The organism is Acinetobacter sp. GG23 (assembly GCF_057766365.1).
Genome location: NZ_JBYMDJ010000001.1, coordinates 325,095 through 341,538, shown reverse-complemented (window position 1 = coordinate 341,538; position 16,444 = coordinate 325,095). Strand labels below are relative to the sequence as shown.

Annotated in this window: 21 protein-coding genes and 1 tRNA gene; 15 read left to right on the top strand and 7 right to left on the bottom strand. The window is 34.3% G+C overall.

All coding sequences use genetic code 11. The features are described from left to right. Nucleotides 1–230 precede the first annotated feature (230 nt). Nucleotides 231–1,910 (top strand): SNIPE associated domain-containing protein, encoded by a 1,680-nt coding sequence (locus tag AC3CAU_RS01675; protein WP_488368410.1) that lies wholly within the window; start codon nucleotides 231–233, stop codon nucleotides 1,908–1,910. A 259-nt stretch (nucleotides 1,911–2,169) separates the two neighbouring features. On the opposite strand, the gene AC3CAU_RS01670 is transcribed toward AC3CAU_RS01675, so the two are convergent. The 5 genes from AC3CAU_RS01670 to AC3CAU_RS01650 form a co-directional block, all read right to left on the bottom strand. Next, nucleotides 2,170–2,517 (bottom strand): hypothetical protein, encoded by a 348-nt coding sequence (locus tag AC3CAU_RS01670; protein ID WP_447053178.1) that lies wholly within the window; start codon nucleotides 2,515–2,517, stop codon nucleotides 2,170–2,172. Between the two features lie 533 nt (nucleotides 2,518–3,050). After that, nucleotides 3,051–3,413: a hypothetical protein gene (locus AC3CAU_RS01665; protein ID WP_447053177.1), complete on the bottom strand. Its 363-nt coding sequence runs from the start codon at nucleotides 3,411–3,413 to the stop codon at nucleotides 3,051–3,053. Between the two features lie 93 nt (nucleotides 3,414–3,506). After that, entirely contained in the window at nucleotides 3,507–4,445 is a 939-nt protein-coding gene (locus AC3CAU_RS01660; protein ID WP_447053176.1) for a hypothetical protein, read from the bottom strand. A 66-nt stretch (nucleotides 4,446–4,511) separates the two neighbouring features. Beyond that, nucleotides 4,512–4,814, bottom strand: a complete 303-nt coding sequence (locus tag AC3CAU_RS01655; RefSeq protein ID WP_447053175.1) for a hypothetical protein — start codon at nucleotides 4,812–4,814, stop codon at nucleotides 4,512–4,514. 32 nt (nucleotides 4,815–4,846) lie between these two features. Beyond that, complete coding sequence (locus tag AC3CAU_RS01650; RefSeq protein WP_447053174.1) at nucleotides 4,847–5,599, bottom strand: S24 family peptidase; 753 nt, start codon at nucleotides 5,597–5,599, stop codon at nucleotides 4,847–4,849. A gap of 100 nt (nucleotides 5,600–5,699) precedes the next feature. Between AC3CAU_RS01650 and AC3CAU_RS01645 the strand changes: the two genes are divergently transcribed. From AC3CAU_RS01645 to AC3CAU_RS01605, 9 genes are read left to right on the top strand one after another with little or no spacing between them, the layout of a single operon-like run. Then, entirely contained in the window at nucleotides 5,700–5,936 is a 237-nt protein-coding gene (locus AC3CAU_RS01645) for a YdaS family helix-turn-helix protein (protein ID WP_447053173.1), read from the top strand. A gap of 57 nt (nucleotides 5,937–5,993) precedes the next feature. Beyond that, complete coding sequence (locus AC3CAU_RS01640) at nucleotides 5,994–6,485, top strand: phage regulatory CII family protein (RefSeq protein WP_447053172.1); 492 nt, start codon at nucleotides 5,994–5,996, stop codon at nucleotides 6,483–6,485. 49 nt (nucleotides 6,486–6,534) lie between these two features. Then, the gene (locus AC3CAU_RS01635; protein ID WP_447053171.1) at nucleotides 6,535–6,789 is read left to right on the top strand and encodes a hypothetical protein; all 255 of its coding nucleotides are present in this window, start codon (nucleotides 6,535–6,537) and stop codon (nucleotides 6,787–6,789) included. Then, on the top strand, nucleotides 6,786–7,082 hold the full coding sequence (locus AC3CAU_RS01630; RefSeq protein ID WP_447053170.1) for a hypothetical protein: 297 nt from the start codon (nucleotides 6,786–6,788) through the stop codon (nucleotides 7,080–7,082). Before AC3CAU_RS01635 ends, AC3CAU_RS01630 begins: the two co-directional genes overlap by 4 nt. Nucleotides 7,083–7,084: 2 nt before the next feature. Beyond that, complete coding sequence (locus AC3CAU_RS01625) at nucleotides 7,085–8,026, top strand: helix-turn-helix domain-containing protein (protein ID WP_447053169.1); 942 nt, start codon at nucleotides 7,085–7,087, stop codon at nucleotides 8,024–8,026. Further along, nucleotides 8,023–8,283, top strand: a complete 261-nt coding sequence (locus AC3CAU_RS01620) for a hypothetical protein (protein WP_447053168.1) — start codon at nucleotides 8,023–8,025, stop codon at nucleotides 8,281–8,283. Before AC3CAU_RS01625 ends, AC3CAU_RS01620 begins: the two co-directional genes overlap by 4 nt. Next, nucleotides 8,280–8,687: a DUF559 domain-containing protein gene (locus tag AC3CAU_RS01615; RefSeq protein WP_447053167.1), complete on the top strand. Its 408-nt coding sequence runs from the start codon at nucleotides 8,280–8,282 to the stop codon at nucleotides 8,685–8,687. The genes AC3CAU_RS01620 and AC3CAU_RS01615 overlap by 4 nt, the downstream gene beginning before the upstream one ends. Nucleotides 8,688–8,689: 2 nt before the next feature. Then, the gene (locus tag AC3CAU_RS01610; protein WP_447053166.1) at nucleotides 8,690–9,193 is read left to right on the top strand and encodes a hypothetical protein; all 504 of its coding nucleotides are present in this window, start codon (nucleotides 8,690–8,692) and stop codon (nucleotides 9,191–9,193) included. Nucleotides 9,194–9,229: 36 nt separating this feature from the next. Beyond that, nucleotides 9,230–10,666, top strand: coding sequence for a hypothetical protein (locus AC3CAU_RS01605; RefSeq protein ID WP_447053165.1), 1,437 nt, complete (start codon nucleotides 9,230–9,232; stop codon nucleotides 10,664–10,666). A gap of 67 nt (nucleotides 10,667–10,733) precedes the next feature. Here AC3CAU_RS01605 and xseB read toward each other — a convergent pair whose 3' ends face one another. Then, on the bottom strand, nucleotides 10,734–10,928 hold the full coding sequence (gene xseB / locus AC3CAU_RS01600) for an exodeoxyribonuclease VII small subunit (RefSeq protein WP_009586282.1): 195 nt from the start codon (nucleotides 10,926–10,928) through the stop codon (nucleotides 10,734–10,736). Beyond that, entirely contained in the window at nucleotides 10,921–12,183 is a 1,263-nt protein-coding gene (gene xseA / locus AC3CAU_RS01595; protein ID WP_447053164.1) for an exodeoxyribonuclease VII large subunit, read from the bottom strand. The genes xseB and xseA overlap by 8 nt, the downstream gene beginning before the upstream one ends. 1,025 nt (nucleotides 12,184–13,208) lie before the next feature. Between xseA and AC3CAU_RS01590 the strand changes: the two genes are divergently transcribed. The 5 genes from AC3CAU_RS01590 (at nucleotide 13,209) to AC3CAU_RS01570 (ending at nucleotide 16,349) form a co-directional block, all read left to right on the top strand. After that, nucleotides 13,209–13,484 carry a hypothetical protein gene (locus tag AC3CAU_RS01590; RefSeq protein WP_447053163.1) on the top strand — a complete coding sequence of 92 codons (276 nt, stop codon included), beginning with the start codon at nucleotides 13,209–13,211 and terminating at the stop codon, nucleotides 13,482–13,484. 146 nt (nucleotides 13,485–13,630) lie between these two features. After that, nucleotides 13,631–13,915, top strand: coding sequence for a hypothetical protein (locus AC3CAU_RS01585; RefSeq protein ID WP_131217170.1), 285 nt, complete (start codon nucleotides 13,631–13,633; stop codon nucleotides 13,913–13,915). Nucleotides 13,916–14,025: 110 nt separating this feature from the next. Beyond that, a tRNA-Met gene (locus AC3CAU_RS01580) sits at nucleotides 14,026–14,102 on the top strand. A 232-nt stretch (nucleotides 14,103–14,334) separates the two neighbouring features. Further along, nucleotides 14,335–14,574, top strand: coding sequence for a hypothetical protein (locus AC3CAU_RS01575; protein WP_447053162.1), 240 nt, complete (start codon nucleotides 14,335–14,337; stop codon nucleotides 14,572–14,574). Between the two features lie 1,472 nt (nucleotides 14,575–16,046). Next, entirely contained in the window at nucleotides 16,047–16,349 is a 303-nt protein-coding gene (locus AC3CAU_RS01570; RefSeq protein WP_131217168.1) for an I78 family peptidase inhibitor, read from the top strand. Nucleotides 16,350–16,444 lie beyond the last annotated feature (95 nt).

Sequence of the window (16,444 nt, the reverse complement as noted above, 5' to 3'; positions counted from 1 at the left end):
TGTGCTTTTTGTTTGTCTGTGAGATAAATATGAACTATTGGTTCAATTAAGTCAAGAACCAATAGTTCTTTTATTTTTAAATTTGAATTATTGGTTCTTGTTTTTATTTGTGGTGTGAATGGGATGAGGTATTAAAGATCAGATATTAAGAGCTTAGATATTTATTTTAATATTTGATTTTATTTAAAAAATGATAAAAAATTGATTATTTTTTGAATAGTTGTTTCCGTATGGTTTTTTTCTTAATTTTAGTTTCAATTGGGTTAGGGGGAATGGTTTACTATTTCTTCATAAAAAATAAAGAATTACAAATCAAAGAAGGTGAATTAATTGAAAAAAATAAAAAATTATCAATTGCTATTACTAAAAATGAAGCACAGTCCAGTAGTGATTATAGACAGATAACAGGACTTTTAAACCAGAAAGAGAATTTAGAAAAACGCTTGGGGGAATTAGAAAAGTACCAAGAAATTGTAGATATTAAAAAATATATTGAAATCGAAAAGGAAAATTCAGAGGCAAAAATAACTAAGTCCAAAAATGATTGGGAATTAGAAAAGGAAGCCAAGTTACGTTCCTATGAAACATATAAGAGAACAATTGTTGCTGAGTCTGAATTAGTTAAATCTGAGATAGAATCAAAGATTAAATCTGTGGAAGCCTTCTTACAAGATCATTCTGAAAAGGCAAAAACTGAAGTTGAAAATCAAGCGCAAAAACTCCTTGGAGAGTACTACGATTTAGCACAACGGAAACTCGAATTAAGCAAGATTAATAAGGCGCTTGAGAATAAAATTCAGGGTTATAGTGATGAATATTTACTACCTAACCAAGCAATACTAGAAGATTTAATAGATGGTTATGAGTATCTTGATGCTGCTCAAAGATTAAAAACGATTAAGTTTGAGATCAAGACAGCTATTAAGCAAGGCGTTGTTGCTGAATGTGATTATGTTGAGGAGGTAAGAAAAGCAACAGCTATTGCTTTTATAACTAACGCATTTAATAGTAAGGCTGACGTTCATGTATCAAGATTAAGGCATGATAATGTTGGTAAGTTAACAGAAGCATTAAAAGAAGATTATTTGCTTCTTAATAATTACGGCGTGGCTTTTAGAAATGCCAGAATCAATCCCTCTTATTTAGCACTAAGAATTGAAGAACTTAAGTGGGCTGCATTGGTTTTAGAGTTTAAAGAAAGAGAGCGTGAAGAACAAAGAGAGATTCGTGAACAAATTCGCGAAGAAGAAAAGGCAAGAAAGGAGTATGAGCGAGCCATAAAAGAGGCAAGTAAAGAAGAAGACTTTTTGAAAAAAGCATATGAAAAAGCTAGAAAAGAATTTGAGCAAGCTTCAGATGATCAAAAATCAAAATATGATCAAAAAATGAATGACTTAATGTTAAAGCTAAAAGAGGCTGAAGATAAGAATCAGCGAGCTATATCTATGGCACAACAGACACGAGCTGGTCATGTATATGTAATTTCAAATATAGGATCATTTGGCGAGGATGTACTAAAGCTTGGCATGACAAGACGCTTAGAACCATTGGATCGTGTTCGTGAATTAGGTGATGCCTCTGTACCCTTTACATTTGATGTTCATGCGATGATTTATAGTGATGATGCGCCTGCGTTAGAGAAAAAACTTCACCATCACTTTAATCATGAACGGGTAAATAAAGTTAATTATCGGAAAGAGTTTTTCAAGACACCATTAGCAGGTGTTAAAAAATATTTAGAGGATCAAGGGATACAGGCAAAATTCACCCTAAAAGCTGAAGCATTACAATATAGAGAATCTTTACAGATTGAGCTGTTACCAGAGGAAGAGCAACACAAAATTGAGGATGCAATTGAAGAAATGGAGGCCGGGAAGGTAGAGTACGTTTTCGATGGGGATGAAGAGTAATTGTATTAACAATCAACATCACAAAACCCATCCAAAGGATGGGTTTTGATTTAGGGATTCTTTACTACTTGTTGGCGAATACTACGGTTGCAACTATAGCTGTGACATTAACCATCAGAAGAGATAAGAGTGTGATCATAATTCAAAATGTGTGGGACTTAAGGTTGAATTATAATCGGGAAGGTGTATTTTATATACACTTATAATATTTTTTATACAAAAGAAAACCCGCACTAGGCAGGCTTTTAATTCAGTTTTCTTAGCATTGAATATTGTCTTTTTTCTTGTAGTAATCCAATGCTATATCTAAATCTTTTATCAATTTACCTTCCGTGTATTCACCTGGTGAAAGCTTCATTAAAGCTGGCATGTAATTATTTTTGTATTCAGTAGGGTAGTCTTTACATAGAATTTGGATACGAACATCTTGTGCTGTATTTGGATCGTCGAGTTGGTCTAGAAACTGATGGAGTTTATCATTTGAATTTTCAAATTGAGCTGTAATAGTTTGATTGGTTGATGGCTCAAGTAATGCTTGTTCACGCTGTTTGACGCAGCCAGTAAGAAAGATGAAAAACAGTGTAGCTAGAAGATTTTTTGTTTTCATGATGGGTTTTTCTAGTTCTTGATGAATGAATTATAGTGATAAAACTATTTAAGAAATAGATTGTTTAAGTGGGGAATTGAATTTTGTCAGCGTTTCTAATTATAGTGGGTTTTATTGTGGCATTTACAGGGATGATATTTGGTCCACACATATTTCAAAACAATGTAGCAAATACTCACGATGCAAAAGCTGTTGGCTTCTTATGTATGCTACCTGGTGTATTATTATTTTGTTTAGGGTTTTATTTAAGTTAAAGAAAACCCATCACAGGGATGGGTTGGAGTGCAGTTTTAAGATTCCTTTTATTTCTTATTCAAAAATAAAATTAGTAAAACTATGGCTGTGATATTCACTATTAGTAAAAAAAGATGAAATGTCATGGCTTTGAGAGATAAATAAAAACTTGTTAACTATAATATAAAAAGTGTATTACAAATATACCTTTATGTTTAATAAAAAATAAAACCCGTATAGAGCGGGCTAATTTAGTTTGTTTTAATTCTTAAAGTATAGTTTAGGTGGATCTATATAGATTAATCTTGGCATTTGATTTTGAAATGTATTTTGTAATATTCCAAAATAGAATCTAAATCATTCAATAATTCAGACTTCATATTTTCCCTAGGGGAAAGTCGCAATAAGGCAGGCATATAATTTTTTATATACTCATCTGGATACTTCTTACATAGAATTTGAGTACGCACATGTGCAGATGTATTTGGATCATAAAGCTCATCTACAAATCTAATAATTTTTTTATTTGATTGTGTAAGTTGAACTTGTGCTATTACTGAATCCGCATTCGTAGATTCAAAATTATCAACAATTTTATGCTGGTCCTCACATCCGGCGAGAATAGTGAGAAATAGAACAAATATAATGGCTTTGATTTTCATATTTGTCTTCTAATAATTGATAGCTTATTGAGTATAAACAAAAATTTATAAAAGAAAACCCACCGCTTGGGGTGGGCTGGTAAAATATCAGAGCTAGCTTGTTGCTAAAATTAAAACCTCATAAGGTTCGTATTTTCTTTTCGTTTTGTTGAATCTTTCTCTAACTAATATATCAGCTTTTATTTTTACTGTTCCATGCAAAGCATTAGGCTGAACATCATCACCAAGAATAAATTTAACTCTTTTACTAAATAAACTCGGTATATTGCCTGCCCAGCCAGTTTCCGATCTATCCTTGTCACTAGCAAAAATAAGTATATCTATATTTGAGTAAGGCTCTTCTCGTTCATCTGGAATTGGTGGCTGATATGATTCTGGTACATTATTAATGAATTCAGGTTGTACTGTTAAGTTCTGTAATCCATTAACTTCAATCTCACTGTTAGGCGTTAATCTAGCTGGAGCTAAGGCGTTAACGGTTTCTTGTGCTAATTTTTTGGAGTCTTTCAGAGAGTTTTGATATTCTTTAATTTGCTCTGGGGAAATATTAACATCGCCTGCTGCATTAATAATGACGCTATTATATGCCTCAATAGCTGGCTGTTGAGGAGCAGAAGGGAAAAGGTTGGAGTGTAAGGCTTGAGCACCTACCACGAGTGCAGCACCAACTCCTATAGCCACAACGGTCCTCACTCTCTCATTATTCCTTACGGTAGATTCGTAAATATCTTCGGCTTTTTGTCGATTTTCTTCACCAATGACATATTTTACCAAAAAATCAACAATAAAGCTTCCTTCACCCACCTCCTTTACAAACACTTCCGTGCTCTCAATATTTATATTATCCATAGCCATTGAAACTAACAGTCGTGTCCTCTCTAAGAGTGACTCAAAACTCTTCAGGCTCTTAATGGCTATATCAACTGGAACGGGCTCATTAATTGTGAATCTAGCCCTATACGATGCAAAAAACATAGCAGAGCCATTCTCATTAATCACTAATTTATCTAATTCCGTATTATCTACTTGCATTTTACCCCCTCCCGATCTGTTCTAAAGGACTGCATCGGGTTCGCAGTTTTATTATTTTTTAAAAATTTATATATCTGAATACTTTTCTAAAAATTCATCTATCCATCCCTGGGCCACTTCAAGGTTGGTTATGTCAGTTAGCTTTAGATTGGTCTCTTCTGCTTCGTTAAAGCCTTCAATAATCGCTTCAAAGATATTTGCCTCACTAATGACCTCACGTGCCATCTCCGCAGCGTCATAACTTTGCTTGGCTTTTTTAAGCGAGGCTATTTGTTTATCAATTGCTGTGCCAATTTTTTCTAATGCTAATTTAAATTCTTGACGATTAATCGTTAGCGCAGTTTTGGATTTATTAAGTGTTGCGATCATTATGTTTTCCTTCTTCGAGGGTTTTATCGTATTTATGGTTTAACCAGAGCCAACTCCAAGCGACCGACAAAATTAATTTCATTGAGTTGGTCGTTGGTAATAAATTCATCGGGGTATCGGATTTTATCAGGGTTATCACTTGCTAGTTTTACAGTCTTGCCACCTACAGAGCTAACGAAAATTCGCTTCATTCTTAATTCATGGTTGTGAGTAAAAACATATACATTGCCATTTTTTATAGCATTAGGATCTTTATCTGACACATCGATGAATAATGGACTATCTGGCGCAACTGTAGGCCACATGCTGTATTCATCTGAATAAATAATTCTTAAATTTTCAGATTTTGTTTGAATTCCCATAACTTTAAGAATGTAGGGGTCTATATCTAAGTACTCACTCACATCCTCAAGGAAGTTTTCAATACCATCTCCGCATGATGCACGGATATCTTTATAAATGGGAATCCTAACATTGGATTTCTTTTTCTCACCATCTCTAAACTTGACAGGTGAAATTCTAATAGAACTATTTTCTTTTGCTGCTGATTCAGATCCATTCAGTAACCACTCTGTAGAAACCCCTAAAAAAGATGCCAATAAGGGTAATTTCGAGGTTTCCGGCATAGCTTCACCCTTCAACCATTTTCCAGCCCCCTTATCTGATATATCAAATTCTCTACTAAGTATGCGAGCACGCCCACGCACAGGGTAGCCATTTAATTCCATAGCCTCGTTAATGCGACTTGCAAATTCTTCTTTAATTTTATCTGTTGAGGCATTCATTTAAAAAAACCTAGTGAACCAATGGTTCAATAATAATAAGTATTGAAAGAACTATCAGTTCTTGTTAAAGTTGAACCATAAGTTCAGTATGGTTTGAATTATGGATACTATCAAAAGCGCAATTTCACGTGCTGGCGGTGTAAAGACCGTTGCAAATTCAGTAAATATCACAGAGCGAGCCGTCTACAAGTGGATCGCCAGAAATTCCCTTCCTTATACTGAATATAAGGGTGAGACTAATTACGCTGAAAAAATATCAGATATGACAAACGGGCAATTATCAAAAGATCAAATTTTGAAAATTGGTCTAAATAAACAAAAAACCTTAACCGCTTAAACCAATTATCAACAACTTAGCGTTTTAGATAAACGTGAACTTAATCAAAGGATTCACATGGATATATCGAAAGAGACCAAAACAGCTTTGCACAAGATGGTGCATCAATCCGACGGTATTACCCCGAAAGAAATTGCTGATGTTGTTGGCGTGTCTCACAACACGATTTTGAATTATGCCAATCCAAATATGGAAAACCATTTGCCGAGTCTAAAAGCATTTGAAGCAATGCTGACTTACACCCAAAATCCAGCGTCTTTGAAGGTATGGGCGCATAAATTAGGCTTTGTGTTGGTTCCAGTAGATCAAGCAGAAGGTAGACATCATGAACTCGGTGTTCTTGAATCGCTGCTAGGTATGAATGTAGGGAATGGCGCAGCAAATAAGCAGGTTTTATCTGCTTTGGAAGATGGTGTGGTGACACCTTCGGAAATGGATGAAACAGATCGCATCCTGGAAGAAATTGAACACAAAATTCAGTCTTTGCGTAAAGCCATGAAAGGTGAATGTGCGAAGTATTTATCAGCTCTACAAATAGAAAAAGCCTGACTTCAGAGATCAGGCTTTTCCAATTCAAAACACTTGCGGAGTTTTAAATATGCAAATGAATTTAGCACAAGATTTAAACAATGACAAATTCGACCTGATTGCCGGAGATGTCGTTGTTTTTATACATGGAAATATGCCAGATCACTTGATGACAGTTTCGACTGTAGAGCATTTGGGTGTGTTTTTAGATGAAGACCAAAAGTTTGCTATGAGTCATTTAGTTCGTACTGCATCGTTAAGCGAACTTAAAGCCAAACACCGTCTAGATTTACCCGTTGCTTTGTTCGTTTCGGGGGAATCATGAATAGCCAATTCCAGAAACAACCAGATTTCAAGCAACAGCAGGGCATTCAATCATTTTATGAACCTGCTCTACAGATTCTTGATGAAATTCAGGAACAAAAGAAATTAAGCCTTCTCAAAAAGGGCTATGACGAAAACAACGCTGCCGTTACCAAAATTGAGTTTTCACAGTTAATGGCAAGAAGATTTCGTATCACGATTTACCTGGCTGATCAGATTGTATCAAGCCTTGTGAAATCGAATTCAGTTGAATCATTTGGTGGGTATGTGAAGCCCAAAATAGTTGGGGTTTAGCTATGAGTTTAGACGCTTCAAATTGGGCATGGAAAGCAGATGTTAAAAATGCATCTCAACGTGTTGTGCTTTTATCACTTGCTGATCGTGCTGGTGAAAATCACCGTTGCTATCCAAGTGTTCGACGTTTAGTAGAAGACACCAAACTTAACCGTAAAACAATCATCAAAGTATTAGATGAACTAGAGTTACTTAAGCTGGTGAAAGATACAGGCGAGTTTCGTGGAAATGGGGTAAAAGTTTATCAATTGCTGGGCGTGAACGGTCGTGAACATGATCAAAACACTGGCACAACCAGTCCCAAAAATGGAACTAGTACCAAAAGTGGGACAGGTTCCTTTAGCGGTACTAGTTCCAAAAGTGGTACTAGTCCCAAAAACGGGACCGCGACCAGTACCGAAAACGGGACAGGTACCAGTACCAATATTGGGACACTGAATCTCCCAATGGAATCTCCCAATGAATCTAAAAATAAAAAATCGTGGTTTTGCTTTAAAAAACTTCGAGAAGAAATTTATCTGGCCGATGACAGCATCGATTTTGAAACCATCATGAATTCGAAATGGGCTGAACGAGAAAAACGCGCATTCGAAATTTACAACGCTGAAAAACCAATGAGTGATGCTTTGATGATTTATCACTTCGCTGACTGGTTGATTAACGCATACAGAACCAAGTATTCGAATAATCAAAATCCAGTTTCTGGAAAACCTGCAGGTACTGGGACCAAATCTCAACAGCTTTCTGAAAAACAGATTCACACGTTTGCTCAGAAACTCTCACAGCATCCTGAGTTCTCAAGCAAGTTCTCTGAACCCGGAGAGTCGTACGACAAACTTGCAGCTCGTATCGCCGTGAAACTTGAAGATCCAGCTCAAGCGAAGAAATGGGAATCGTATTTAAAACAGGTTGGCTTCAATGGAACGTTAGGAGCTGCAGCATGACTCATGCAGATCGAACCTACATGAATATCATGATCTTCAAAACCATGACATCAACCAAGGGGCGAATTTCTGTTAAACAAATTCATGAGGCTATTGAGCCAAATATGGGAATCTCGATTCGTAGCTTACAACGCTATTTGAATGGACTAGCAAGTTGGGGACTGGTGATCAAGGATGGAGAAACACCACAGGGATTTATTCTCACTGAACATGCAAAGCAACTTTTTAAAGAACTGGCCAATGGATGTGATGCATGAGCAGCATTTCACTGACTGAATACAAAAAGCTGTATGGCAAACAGAGTAAGACCACAGATAAATCAAAACGTCAGCCCCGTGGTGCGAAAGTTGAGAGTATTGGTGAGTCATTGCTAGCCACACAGCTTAAAGCGTTCAAAATCGAATTTGAGAGAGAATTTAAGTTTCACCAAAAACGCAAATGGAAAGCTGATTTTCATCTGGTAGGCAAAAGAATATTGGTTGAGGTTGAAGGTGGGATCTGGAGTGGTGGGAGACATACAAGGGGTAAAGGCTACATTGGGGATATGGAAAAATATAACGCTGCAGTAATGATGGGTTATCAGGTAATACGGTTTAGTACAGAACAAGTGAAGTCAGGTTTAGCAGTTCAGCAAATTGAGAAGATGGTAGGGGATTTATAACGATGAGTACTGCAGTAGCAAAGCAACACATTTTACAGTCGGTAGATTGGTCGCGTTTTGATTTAGAGGGGTGGTTACAACAGTTCGGGGCGTGGTTATATACCAGTACTAGTTCTAGCGGTCGTACTCTGAATCCTATTGCGGTAGCTATGGATAATGCAGTGAAGACGAAAAAATCTAAAAAGATCAATACTGATCAGCAGCTGCAGATTATTGCGGATTATCTTACCGGGGACTATATACCGCCAAAACCACGTAAAACGAAAATGACTTGTGAAATTGATGACAATGAAGCTCGAGCAGTTCAACGTTTAGTTTTGGATCTGCAGGGACAATCAGAAGTACTGGACGATTGGATGGATGCGATCATTAGCCGTTACTTTTACAGCTGCTCATGGTCTGAAATGGTGACAGATGAACGTAGCCAGTTAGATGCCAGAATGGATGTGAAGTGTGGGTTGGCTGCGTTGCATAGTCGGTATGGGTTTATTGTTTATTTTAAATGAATTATCATCCATTTTCAAAAAATGGAGTTAAGTGTTGTGGAAAAATATTTAGAAGATTTATTTATTAAAAAAAAGTTTGAATTATCTGATTTAGAGTACTTAATTAATAATATTAAATCAGATAAACATTTTTTTGTTTTAAATGATTTTGGTGATGAATATTTTAGAAAATTATTACAATACATAAAATTTGCAATACTTAATATTACTTCAATAAATTTGTATAAGAATTTTTTTAATCAAAAGCTTCAATTTTCACTAAAAAATTTTAATGAGGATCAATTTTTTCAAAGCTTGGCTGAAATAGTTGTGATTGGGGGAATCTATGAGCTAATTAATGCCTCACCTAACGATTTTTCAAATTTTGAATATGAAAAAAAATTTGGATTAACAAAGGATGTCGATACTTCTGTTTTTTGGGATGAAGAAAAATGCAATGTAAATATTGAAGTGAAATGTCCGAGTTATAATGAGGATATTGATTATAGTAAGAAGATTTTGTGGGGTAGACTTAAAAATACAAATTTTGATAAAGAATTGCATGTTGCTAGAAGAGATGGAAAGGCAAAATCCTATTTGATGAATGCACATGAGAAGTTTAATGGGAGTTCAAGCAAGGATGTAAATATATTAGTAGTATGTGTTTCAGATTTTTTTGATCAAACAGAGTGGGTTTCTTATTATATTCAAAATGAAAGTGAAGATTACACAGGCGGTATAATTATAGATCCAAAAGCCTATGATTTAAAAATTAATGATTACGAAAATGTGGACTTTATCATAATTTCAGATGTTTATATTAGAATAAAAAACAATACTAGTGAAAATTTCCTTAATCTAAATCAATGTCACAATGCTCTATTTCCTAATGATAAATCTTTGAGAAATAGATATTTTTTAGATAGTATAAGTAATTCTGAAAAAATAAAAATCAAAAAAATATCTACAGATGAAGAATTACTCTTTTATAAGAGAAAATATCCAGAATTTTTTAAATATTATAAGGTTTCTAATTTTTTTAATAGTTATTCTCTTGAGTCTTTAAAATTTTATGAAGAAAATGAGCAAATTTTTAAAGAAAAAAATTGGGTTTACTATGCCTTCTTAATTCGAAGAGACCTTAGTTTAGTTTACCCTTATATAAAAATTAAAATTTCTAATATTGACGCTATTTGTTGTGGAAATGAATATTCTGAGGTGATTGAAGAAAATAAAAATGAAATTTGTTTTTATCTTAAAGAAAAATTTATTGATGTTGATTGGGATATTAATTTAAAAGATTTATTAAAATTTTTAGATACATTTAATGATGATTTTATTAACTCCTTATCATCTGAGAAAAATATTCATAAAGTTTTATATAACGATAGTTATAGTGAGTTTTATACTTTTTTGAGTTTGGGGATTAATCTATATATTTTTAAGTTAAAGCATGAAAAAAACACACCAGTTAAACTGGTATTCACTACTTAATTTTATGATAATAAATTTTCGATTAATACTATTTATATTAATTTTTCTTTTTTTGTACATGGTTAATTTATTCCTTAAAAGTCTCATTCAAAGCCTGTTGCACAGCATCTACACGTGATTTACAGGCTTTGTAGGCAGACATAGACTCTTCAACGATTTTCATTAAATTATCAATATCAGGCTCTTCCTGCGACTCAAGCAATTCAGCATTCTTCTTAAGAACTTCATAGCCTTCTTTAAACGTTAATTCTTTTTTAGTCATTACTTAATACCTGTGTCACGTTGGCTTCAATGGTACCATCCTGTAATTCTACCTGGATACTATCACCTGAAATCTGTTGGATAGAACGGATAGCTTTGCCTTGGCTGCGGACGATACCGTAACCCTTGGCCATCACATTTCGTGGATTCTGTAATAGGGTTTCACGCATCAATGATTCAACCTGATTTGATGCTAATTTGATTTGCTGTTGTGCTAAGTACTGCAGGGTACCTTTCATTAAATCTAGGCTTTTATTGGCTTCATTGATCTGGCCATGCGCAAGTGTCTTAATCACTCGAATATATTGGTCATTTTGGCTTTGATACGCCGTGATCTGGTGCTGAGATAAGAGCTTGATCGTTTGTAGAGAATCCAAAACCTCTTGAGTGCGCTCAACTATTAGATTACGAATCCCTCCAATGACTTTACTGGGAGTATCAAAAGAACGGTGAGCCACTTCATCTAGAATGGTTCTGTCTTTTTCATGGCCAATACCTACCCAGATCGGAACTGAACGTTTGCAGAGTAGGGCAGCTAAATCATAGTCATTCAAATAAGCCAGATCATTTACGGCACCGCCGCCACGAATAATCACGATTAGATCTGGTGCTGCATCAAAATCTTTAACCCACTGACGTAAACCATCCCCCAGTGAACTAATGATTGAAACTGCAGCGGTATTTCCTTGAAAGGTCGCGGTGTGATAAACGAAATGGCAAACACCGGCTTTATCTAAAGCATCTGCATCTTTTTTAAAGTCCCCTAGACCTGCAGCATTTTCCGGAGCAATGACCAGGACATTTTGAATGTCGAAAGGAGTGGGGAGGAGCTTATTTTTATTGACCAAGCCTTCAGAAGTTAAACGCTCTAATATCTGTTGATAACGCCGTGCAATGTCACCTAAGGTATAACTCGAATCGATATCTTCAATATTGACTGAGAAACCGTATTGAGGACTGAAAGTAGCTTTAACTTTAATAAGAACGTTTAGATCTCGAGATAATTCGATACCACTTTCACGCTCAAATTTTAAAACCATTTTTGCTGCAGAGAACTTCCAGATCGTTGCTTTACAACTGGCAATTACTTTATCAGTATCTTCTTCTTTTTCAGCTAGCTCTAAATAATAGTGGCCGCCTTTGATACTTAAGTTACGGATTTCAGCTTTCACCCAGACAGGTTCATCAAAAGTTACACGTATAACTTCTTGGACCGTATTTAGGTATTCACTTAAAGAAAGCTGAAAGTCAGGCATGGAAGACAGGATTTCTAAAATTATTAATGAAAATAGTATATAACCATGGAATTAAAGGCAATGTAGAGATATTGACCTTGCGCAAGGGATATGGCATATTTCAGCTATAGTGATCGAAGTGTACGTTAAAGCACTAGATTAATTTAGAAGCTCATCATTGGATGGGCTTTTTTGGGTTTCTGGGATGCTAAAATATATTAAAAATAATCTGCCTATCCTTACTCTGCTTATAATTGTGTTAGGCGGTTTTGGGTATCCTTTTTATTCGGGCGAATGGATTACCCCTCCACGATTGGCGGAATTTGATGCTAAATGTTATGACATCAATGTGCCTGATGAGGTTGAGTATAAACAGTCTGAATTATTTTGTTCGTGCATGCACATGAGTAAGCTTGAGAATAATAAAGAAAAGTCTAAGTATTGCGCTAACCTGATTAAGAAGTGATATTTATTTATAATAAAAGCTCGCCAAATGGTGGGCTTTTTTGTTTATTGCTCTTCGCAATTAGAATTAACGATTAACTACATTTCTTGAATACTACAGGGGCGTAGGGTCATTTATTTTTAATAGTCTGATGTCGCTAATAGGCAATGAAATGATTCAGGAGATATTCTGCTTTATATATGATGAACCTTTAAAAGAGTATGAGTCGTCTGAATACCATATAGTCAATAAGTTAAAATTTCTTACCATAGCTCTTCGATTATTTGCTGAGATCAAGGGTGAAGATGCCTGTATCGAAATTAGGACCTTGGCTGTAATATTCAACTTTCGATTAGATTCCCGAACTTTTTGGGTCTGTGAAATGCCAGAAATAGAAGAAAAATTATTATTTATTGAGTATTTATCTACTGAAATAAATAGATATTAAAGCTCATCGAAAGGTGGGCTTTTTTAATCTCTATTTTCAAATTTAAAACGATATTTAGTGGTTACATAAAATGTAAGAAAATATTAGGTATTTTTCCAGCATTAACTCACAATAGGTTTTCCTTATAAAATTTACAGTTCTAGAGAAAAAAGAATGCCCATAAATAACTATTTACCCGCTCTAGAACAAGTTTATGAATTTTTAAAAGAAAGACCTGATTTCATAAGTCAGAGTAAATTTGAGAAATCTGTAGAGTATTTTAAAACTCTACATGAAGGGGATCCTCAGGAATTTAAATTCGAAGCACCGCATAATCTGTATGGCAAATTTGGTCATAATCGAACGTTAAGCTTAAGACTTGCACCAGATTTTGACAATAAATCTAATTTCATTAAATGGGTATATTCACAACTTAATGATCAATTTTAAGATAGCTATGTAAAGCTCAGTAAAAAGGTAAGTTTTTATGGCGGCTTTCTTTATTTTTAGTGGTTTGAATTGAATGCTACCACCAGATAATTGAATTAGTATGACTTATTGTTGGTATAGTGATCCGTTACTAGGACACTTCTAATATGAATGATACTTATAGATATTTATATACGCATATAAGTATATTTGGATCTTTACCAACGCATAAAGTGTTTGTGAGCAATACCAGCAATAAGTCGAAATTAATTTTTGCTGATAATACTTTTATTTATGGTTTAGTTTCTGATTGGACTCTAAGAAATTCAGATTTTGGTAGTGATAAGGTTACCTGGATAGAAGAGCCTAAATCTTATTTGGAAAATGAAAAAAAGAAGTTAGCTTTATATAAGTCTACTCATCCTCTATTTATAACAGAGTCAGCAATTTGATAGATTTAATTAAATTTTATAACTAATTAGGATTTTTTTTAGATTTAAATATTGATTTTAAATAAAGATTGTATTAACACTTAATAGTACGTATAAAGGCACCTCGTTGATGCGGGATGGAGCAGTCTGGTAGCTCGTCGGGCTCATAACCCGAAGGTCGTTGGTTCAAATCCAGCTCCCGCTACCAACGAAAAAGATTTAAAGTTTATACCCTAATTTGCTTCATGCTTATTAGGGTTTTTTATACCTATAATTTTTAGAGAGCTAGGTTTTGATAGTGAGAGCTTGGTGATTGATCAAAAGTTCTATATTGGGTAGTGCGGTTGGTTATTAATAAGTGACTAAATCGGGCGGCTTTTTTGACATTATTTGTTCATAAAAATAAGCGATAATGACTTTTTTTTTGAGCTTTAACTGAAATGGCAATTCTAACTGTCAAGAAATTAGATGATACTCTTAGTGAATTAGCAGTTAACGGCAAAAAACCTGAAAAGATTTTGTTAGGTTATAAAGCATATGGCGAACTAATGGATAATCGTGTATTTTTTGAGGAAGTAGCAGGTTCAGCAATGGATCCAAACAAACGAAAATACAAGAATATCAAAATTAAAGTGACTCAAGACGAATACCAGTTTGAAGTGAAGTGTTCAAAAGAATAGATTTAAATATCAAGAAAAGCTCGGTCACTGATCGGGCTTTTAATGTTTGGTAAAATTATAAATTTTTATGCTATTGATACTTTCTCTATACTGAATTATAACTAAAACCAATAACAACGTAACAATTGGTCAGCACATGGAAGGGAACAGAACTATTGTTTTAATTGGTATATTTTTAATATGCCTATGCTTTCTATGCAGTTACGTTTATTTAGATTTAAAGGCAAAAAAATCAGAAAGAATAAAACAATTGATACAGGAAGCCGAATTTTCTTTATCCAATGTTAATAAAGATAACTAAGTGAGGCTGGGTAGTGATAGAAATCTCTGTCATTAGGTTGTCTATTACAACTTTATAACTATGGCTTATAGGCTTATATCACAAAAAAAATTATTATTGTGATGGGTTTAAAACATTTTACCTAAAACCTGTATTTTGAGACACTTCATGATTCAAAGTTAACAGAGTAAAAAAACTGATATTCTTATAATTTAGGTTGAAAAAAATAAGAATCAGGTAATAGAAATGTCTAAGACTTTCATCTTAAAAGAAGTAAAAGCCAAAAGTCGTTGTGGTATGAAAATAGTGGTAGAGCAGGTATTTTAAAAGGTTTTTCATGAGCATAAAAGAAAACCTGTATGTGTACCTTTACCTAAAATAGTGATTAATGAAAAGGTGATTGGTTTAGACGAAGAAAATATTTTTGTACATCCTGGAACAGGAAAGGAATTCAAAGTAACTAGGGAAGAAATTAGATTTAAATCTAAATTGCCATACCTTCAAAAGAAAAATAACTAAAAGTAGACAAGTGAAAACAGTTTCTACGCATTCTTTATACTTTTTTATTGAAATTGAGGTGCTATATTTTTATTACTCCAAGAAGTTAAAGCAGTAAAAATAACTAAATGGTAAAGCAAATACTGGCCCGCCTAATTCCCCCGATTAAGCGGGCTTTTTATTGTGATTAATTACGTTACATTTTACCAACGGTTAAAAAATATTCTCGACATATAATTCTTTCAGAATCTATCGCTGTAGTTTCTATTCTAATCAGCCTCCTTTCTTAAGGAGGTATTTTTTTTGCTGGGAGAAAAATCAGTGCTCTACTTTTTAATGTGCTTATTCAGTTTTCACGGTGCAACTGAGATTGAATACACGACTGATCGTGAAGAAATCAAAGTAGGTCGGGATTGTTTGAAAGAAGTTAAGTGATTATTTGTTAGGCAAAAAAATAGATCTATTAAACAAATAATTACATTCTTATAGGTAAATCCTTTGCTAGGATGTTTACACAAAACAAAAAGATAGATTGTTGTATATAGCGTGGACCGCCTGTTTAGCTTGGGAGAGTTAAGCAGGTTTTTTTTAAATCTCAATATTTTAAGAAGTGTATTAACATTGTTGATATGACTAGGCTCCTCTAAACTTACCTAGGTATGATCTTGCTTTTATATGTTAAAGATAGAAGCTTATGAAAATTTTTTATAATGTATCACTTATTATTGCAGCAGTGACTTTGACTGCTTGTGCAGGTACTCCCGATACAGAAGTTGTTCACAAGCCTGAGATGATGAAAAAATGCGTGCCTGAAAGTGCAGCAAAATTAGCACGTACGACATTGTCGAGTGAAGCTGATATCAAATCAAAAACAAATTCTGAGGTTGTTAGACTGGTTGCACCGGGTCAACCTATAACTAAGGATTATCATCCAGGACGAGTCACTGTAATTGCTGATCCACAAACTCAAACAATTCTTAAGGCATTTTGTGGTTAAAAACTGAAAAGCAATAACGTACAGAACCTCCTTCGGGAGGTTTTTTAATACGAATAGGAAATACAAAAAGCCTATCAACTAGATAGGCTTTTCTT

Bases quoted from the DNA above. Each gene is read 5' to 3' on its own strand.
- AC3CAU_RS01675 (WP_488368410.1), top strand. From the start codon at position 231: ATGGTTTTTTTCTTAATTTTAGTTTCAATTGGGTTAGGGGGAATGGTT.
- AC3CAU_RS01670 (WP_447053178.1), bottom strand. From the start codon at position 2,517: ATGAAAACAAAAAATCTTCTAGCTACACTGTTTTTCATCTTTCTTACT.
- AC3CAU_RS01665 (WP_447053177.1), bottom strand. From the start codon at position 3,413: ATGAAAATCAAAGCCATTATATTTGTTCTATTTCTCACTATTCTCGCC.
- AC3CAU_RS01660 (WP_447053176.1), bottom strand. From the start codon at position 4,445: ATGCAAGTAGATAATACGGAATTAGATAAATTAGTGATTAATGAGAAT.
- AC3CAU_RS01655 (WP_447053175.1), bottom strand. From the start codon at position 4,814: ATGATCGCAACACTTAATAAATCCAAAACTGCGCTAACGATTAATCGT.
- AC3CAU_RS01650 (WP_447053174.1), bottom strand. From the start codon at position 5,599: ATGAATGCCTCAACAGATAAAATTAAAGAAGAATTTGCAAGTCGCATT.
- AC3CAU_RS01645 (WP_447053173.1), top strand. From the start codon at position 5,700: ATGGATACTATCAAAAGCGCAATTTCACGTGCTGGCGGTGTAAAGACC.
- AC3CAU_RS01640 (WP_447053172.1), top strand. From the start codon at position 5,994: ATGGATATATCGAAAGAGACCAAAACAGCTTTGCACAAGATGGTGCAT.
- AC3CAU_RS01635 (WP_447053171.1), top strand. From the start codon at position 6,535: ATGCAAATGAATTTAGCACAAGATTTAAACAATGACAAATTCGACCTG.
- AC3CAU_RS01630 (WP_447053170.1), top strand. From the start codon at position 6,786: ATGAATAGCCAATTCCAGAAACAACCAGATTTCAAGCAACAGCAGGGC.
- AC3CAU_RS01625 (WP_447053169.1), top strand. From the start codon at position 7,085: ATGAGTTTAGACGCTTCAAATTGGGCATGGAAAGCAGATGTTAAAAAT.
- AC3CAU_RS01620 (WP_447053168.1), top strand. From the start codon at position 8,023: ATGACTCATGCAGATCGAACCTACATGAATATCATGATCTTCAAAACC.
- AC3CAU_RS01615 (WP_447053167.1), top strand. From the start codon at position 8,280: ATGAGCAGCATTTCACTGACTGAATACAAAAAGCTGTATGGCAAACAG.
- AC3CAU_RS01610 (WP_447053166.1), top strand. From the start codon at position 8,690: ATGAGTACTGCAGTAGCAAAGCAACACATTTTACAGTCGGTAGATTGG.
- xseB (WP_009586282.1), bottom strand. From the start codon at position 10,928: ATGACTAAAAAAGAATTAACGTTTAAAGAAGGCTATGAAGTTCTTAAG.
- xseA (WP_447053164.1), bottom strand. From the start codon at position 12,183: ATGCCTGACTTTCAGCTTTCTTTAAGTGAATACCTAAATACGGTCCAA.
- AC3CAU_RS01590 (WP_447053163.1), top strand. From the start codon at position 13,209: ATGCCCATAAATAACTATTTACCCGCTCTAGAACAAGTTTATGAATTT.
- AC3CAU_RS01585 (WP_131217170.1), top strand. From the start codon at position 13,631: ATGAATGATACTTATAGATATTTATATACGCATATAAGTATATTTGGA.
- AC3CAU_RS01575 (WP_447053162.1), top strand. From the start codon at position 14,335: ATGGCAATTCTAACTGTCAAGAAATTAGATGATACTCTTAGTGAATTA.
- AC3CAU_RS01570 (WP_131217168.1), top strand. From the start codon at position 16,047: ATGAAAATTTTTTATAATGTATCACTTATTATTGCAGCAGTGACTTTG.